At 41.8% G+C, this 4510-nt stretch carries 5 protein-coding genes and 2 tRNA genes; 3 read left to right on the top strand and 4 right to left on the bottom strand.

The window, feature by feature from the left end:
* Positions 1–1129: 1129 nt before the first annotated feature.
* The 4 genes from J5I83_RS06005 to J5I83_RS05990 all read right to left on the bottom strand — a co-directional run bounded on the left by J5I83_RS06005 (position 1130) and on the right by J5I83_RS05990 (position 2695).
* Positions 1130–1205: transfer RNA gene (locus J5I83_RS06005), tRNA-Phe, on the bottom strand.
* 79 nt (positions 1206–1284) lie between these two features.
* Positions 1285–1361: transfer RNA gene (locus tag J5I83_RS06000), tRNA-Arg, on the bottom strand.
* A 506-nt stretch (positions 1362–1867) separates the two neighbouring features.
* A complete protein-coding gene (locus J5I83_RS05995) occupies positions 1868–2440 on the bottom strand; it encodes a transposase (RefSeq protein ID WP_304054174.1) in 573 nt (190 codons plus the stop codon).
* An 81-nt stretch (positions 2441–2521) separates the two neighbouring features.
* On the bottom strand, positions 2522–2695 hold the full coding sequence (locus J5I83_RS05990) for a hypothetical protein (RefSeq protein ID WP_304054171.1): 174 nt from the start codon (positions 2693–2695) through the stop codon (positions 2522–2524).
* 644 nt (positions 2696–3339) lie between these two features.
* Here J5I83_RS05990 and J5I83_RS05985 point away from each other — a divergent pair.
* The 3 genes from J5I83_RS05985 to J5I83_RS05975 form a co-directional block, all read left to right on the top strand.
* Positions 3340–3732 carry a PTS fructose transporter subunit IIA gene (locus J5I83_RS05985; protein ID WP_304054169.1) on the top strand — a complete coding sequence of 131 codons (393 nt, stop codon included), beginning with the start codon at positions 3340–3342 and terminating at the stop codon, positions 3730–3732.
* Between the two features lies 1 nt (position 3733).
* The gene (locus J5I83_RS05980; protein ID WP_304054166.1) at positions 3734–4003 is read left to right on the top strand and encodes an HPr family phosphocarrier protein; all 270 of its coding nucleotides are present in this window, start codon (positions 3734–3736) and stop codon (positions 4001–4003) included.
* Positions 4000–4510 (top strand): phosphoenolpyruvate-utilizing N-terminal domain-containing protein (locus J5I83_RS05975; protein WP_304054165.1); only part of this gene is annotated, 511 nt, incomplete at its 3' end. The genes J5I83_RS05980 and J5I83_RS05975, both read left to right, overlap by 4 nt.

Here is a 4510-nt window from a genome sequence, read left to right as displayed (position 1 = left end):
AAGCACTTGCGAAGCTTTTTTCACAGCATCGGATCATTACAAAACAGAATTACGCACACTATTAACTGATAATTTCCAAATCATCGGTAGTGCCTGAGTGCCGAAATTTCATGTGCGATGAGTATATATCGCCGTGGCCCGTATCATGTTGATGCAATTAACCTAGCGCAAGATTTTCCAAGCGGCTTCTAACACGCAACTCTTTATCGACAGTCACCTGTCACAAGAATTAATAGAATACACATTCCTGGTTTTAGTAGTCCATGTTGCGAGCAGCTGCGGCAACTTAGCTCTTCACCCAGTTGGCGTAACAGAAAGATATTATAGATAGTACACAGCATACGTGACAAACGCTGCTATCGCTTTGCTGAAGAAACTACCTACTACCTGACAGACCAATTCAGCAAAAATTTGTTACCCGCTTATCCAGCTAGAAGCCTTAAACTACAATCACTGGCTTCTAGCCTTCGTAACGCTTATATTGACGCCCTTGACAATCATGCTGATTAACAAATGTCAAGAGTTGATTAGGGAAATGAAGCATTCCCTTAAGAGCAGACAATTAGTATTTGCCACCCATTCCTGTCATAAATACGATTGCGCCAGCAATAATGATACCAATGGTTGCAATGGCGACTACTTTGAACAAACCTGCTTCATCTGATCTTCTATTTTCTTCCATTCTAACTATCTCCTTTTGAAAGTTTACTTCTTCGTTTTTAGGTAACCTTCGATCTTAGAAAACCCATAAAATTGGTAGGGTCTGCGCAAATTCTACGCATATTTCCTGCGAATGGCAATATTTGAGAAATAGAAATGTGGGAAACAAACAACTTGTTCTGAATTCTGCAATTGATCAATTAGACTATCAGCGATATGATTTCAAGGATCATGTAGAGAACTGCTGTTTGATAATTGATCTTTCGTGGCTAAGCGAACTTAAGATTAGGTTGCCGATTTTTTGGAAAGAAAATTTGAATGAATAAGAATTATCCGCAAATTCAATTTTTTACTGCTTATCCAAGCATTTCTAATGGGTGAAAAGAAATAAATTGCTGCTTGGTTAGTTTGTATAAAAGCTATTTTTAAGATTGTAATTATAGCAATATCGTATGCAGCTCTTTAATTATGGTGGCCAAGGGCGGAATCGAACCACCGACACAAGGATTTTCAGTCCTCTGCTCTACCAACTGAGCTACTTGGCCTCTATTATTACGGCATTACGCAATACTACCAAAAATAATATTTCTTTTTAAGACTGTTATTAGTCAAATTAATAAAAAATGGCGCGCCCGGCAGGATTCGAACCCACGACCCCTTGGTTCGTAGCCAAGTACTCTATCCAACTGAGCTACGGGCGCTGCTAGCTTTCCTAACATATTTCTGCAGCAGTTCTTATTATTTATTAAAAGTGCATTATTATATCAAAGCTACTGGCAAAAAAATAAAACTATCTTTCTTTAATATTTTTTCACCACCTACGCTTAGTAGTAAGCCGGGCATGATGTTACATTTAGTTTTTTTTGTCAAGAAATAGACTCTTCCCAAATTCCGCGATTGAATTTTTATCCCCGTTTTTTAGTGTGCAAAGGGATTCTTATGAGAGTGGAAACAAAGAGAAAGCAGTGTATCAGATGGCGGATTCAAGCAGGTATCGTCAATTCTGGTGTTATTGGTTAATTTTTACTTTTCAAGGACGAACTTATCTTTACTACGGGAGGTAATAGGGTGCAAATGAAGTTCTGGCTCAACTACGAAGCGAGGGATTATGTCAACTGGTAGCTTTTAATACGTATGTCTCGGAACAACTCGACGAACTCGGCGACGATCTTGAGCATTAGCGTGCGGGCATGCCGCACAAGCTTGCCTAGTAGATGGAATAGTCGCCAGCATACGCTGTCATTTGATGACGCTGCCAATTGCCACCCAGCGCAGAATGCTTGAACAAGACAAGCAAATTATGAGCGATTACGCCGATGCGAAAAAAGGTGGCATTCGCCTCGAACTGCCCGCAAGACATGCGTTCCACGCCAAAGCTGATTTTTAGCTCCTTGATGCCATTCTTGGAGGCTTCGCCACGGCTTCGATGCCTGATCAGGGTGCCTGCCGTTGACTCAACCTGATTGCTGGCGATCACGTGATATTTGGGCTGATCATCGAACAATTCAGCCTGGCGTTTGTACTTGACCACGATCAGGCGAAACGCCTTGTGCGTGCCATTCATGCTGTGCGTAGTTTCAGCTGTAGCGCAATCAGCATGATGCTTCCAGCCTGATTCAGGGATGGCTTCGATGGCTTTGAGGGTCAGCTCATCAAGTCGGCCACCAATGGCAAAGGTTTTGCCAGTTTCTTCACAGCAGTTGAAGATGTTTGCCTGGTAACCCGCCGAATCCATGCGGACATTGGGCGATTCGATGCTCCTGGAGCAGGTGAGCTTCACAATCCTTGATAAATTTAAGATTTCTGCTGGCCGCAGCCAATATTGCCTTCACAAAATTCATCATGAACCACCGCACCTGCCTCAACCAGATGACCAATCATCGGCATATAACCCTGCTCCCCTTTGTAAAGTAAAGCGCACAGCTTTCTTCTCGGCGATAATTTTTGAAGCATCCCCATCCAGCGTATAAGCAGTGATGCCAGTTTGCCTAATCCGCGTAGCAACGATCCGCCGATTGATGCGTGAAAGACCCATCAGCCCCTCTCCAGCACCCATATAGCGCAACTAGTCGCCCATAGTATCTGTATACTCGGCAGTATGTCCAACTTCAGCAAAGTGGATAACGCAGAGTGACTCTTGAGTGTGCGCATGCCCTCCAATGATCAGCCACCTCCATTGAGCATGAGTACCAGCGGCGTTACGTAGGCCGTCGCCTTTACCCTGAACGGAAGCATCACTTGTGCCAAAGTTCTCATCGCATCAACTCCTTCCATCACCCAATAGGTGAGGGTTTCGATGATACTAGTCCTACCGGATCGCTTGTGGGATGCGGCTTCCCTTTGCTTTACAATCCTTGAATCGCAGATCTTGAGCTCTTATTCTCAATATGTAATGGATCAATCCTTTTCAATACCAGCGCTAAAATACCAAAATCAGGTTGTTGAGAATCACTATCCTGAAAGAAGTATTTATTAATTATAATTTTAAGTAGCTGAATTATCATATATTTTTATATACCGTTTTATGGGAGAGTGCATATTCTTTTTGCTTTATTGAAACGAATGCACAATTACCATTCCACTATAAAAAAACAAAAATCATTAATATGCTAAATAGGATGATCTCGACAATGATAAAATTCATAGTTTAATTTTTTATAGATATAAACAAAAAATTGGATGATCGGAATTTTAATTATTTCTCATGAAAGGCTAGGTGAAAGTTTTACTCACTGCGTAACCCATATTCTGGGAGAAAAACCACAGCAGCTAATATATCAAGCTGTTTCCATTGAGGATGAGCCCGATAAAGTCGTTACACAGGGCAAGGAATTAATCAAGAAGCTTGATCAGGGTCATGGAGTATTAGTCATGACTGATATTTTTGGTGCAACCCCGTGTAATATCGCCAGCCAATTAATTCAACCCGGTAAAGTGGAGTGCCTTGCAGGTATGAATTTACCCATGTTTATCCGTGCTTTAACTTATCGGCATGAGTCGCTTTCAGTTGTAGTGGAGAAAGCGCTTGCTGGAGGTAAAGAAGGCATTATGCATATATCTCCAGGATACTGAGATGCTCCTCAAAGAAATTACCATCATTAACAAGCTTGGTCTGCACGCACGTGCTTCTGCAAAACTTACACGTCTAGCAAGTCAATTCGAAAGTGAAATATGGCTCACACGTAACAATCGTAAGGTCAATGCAAAAAGTATTATGGGTGTAATGACACTCGCTGCAAATAAAGGATCAACAGTTGAAATTGAAATAAACGGAGTTGACGAAGCTGATGCCATGACAGCATTGACCGCTCTGATCAATGATTACTTTGGAGAAGGTGAATGAGCTTCATATTGCATGGCGTAGGCGCATCTGAAGGCATTGCTATTGGACACGCGCATCTTGCTTCTCCGGTTACTCCTGATGTGGCGCATTATTTAATTCCTAAAAACCAAATAGATAAAGAAATAGCTCGCCTGAATAATGCGTTTGCAACTGTGCGTAAAGAGCTGGAAAAACTCCAATCCTCGGCAAATCAAGGACCTACATTTGCTGAATTCAATGCTTTTCTTGAATTGCATCATATGATTCTGGATGATCCAACGCTTAGTTCCGCAGCAGTTAATTGTATTGCTCAGACACAATGTAATGCAGAATGGGCTGTTACTCAGCAGATGGAGGTATTGCTTGCTCAGTTTGAAGAAATTGAAGACGCTTATTTACGAGAACGTAAAACCGATGTCATTCAAGTCGTCGAAAGAGTATTGAAAGTTTTATTAGGACACCCCGGTTATATCCCTCCTCCTCTCAAGCATGATGGTAACAGCATTCTAGTGGCACATGATTTAAGCC

It is taken from the genome of Nitrosomonas communis (assembly GCF_024102715.1).
GTDB lineage: Bacteria > Pseudomonadota > Gammaproteobacteria > Burkholderiales > Nitrosomonadaceae > Nitrosomonas > Nitrosomonas communis_B.
Note: the sequence above shows the minus strand (reverse complement) of the source record. Positions and strands in the feature narration are given on the sequence as shown.

What these genes read in the sequence shown, in the direction of transcription:
- J5I83_RS05990 (WP_304054171.1), bottom strand. Translation starts at nt 2,695, where the DNA reads ATGGGTCTTTCACGCATCAATCGGCGGATCGTTGCTACGCGGATTAGG.
- J5I83_RS05985 (WP_304054169.1), top strand. Translation starts at nt 3,340, where the DNA reads ATGATCGGAATTTTAATTATTTCTCATGAAAGGCTAGGTGAAAGTTTT.
- J5I83_RS05980 (WP_304054166.1), top strand. Translation starts at nt 3,734, where the DNA reads ATGCTCCTCAAAGAAATTACCATCATTAACAAGCTTGGTCTGCACGCA.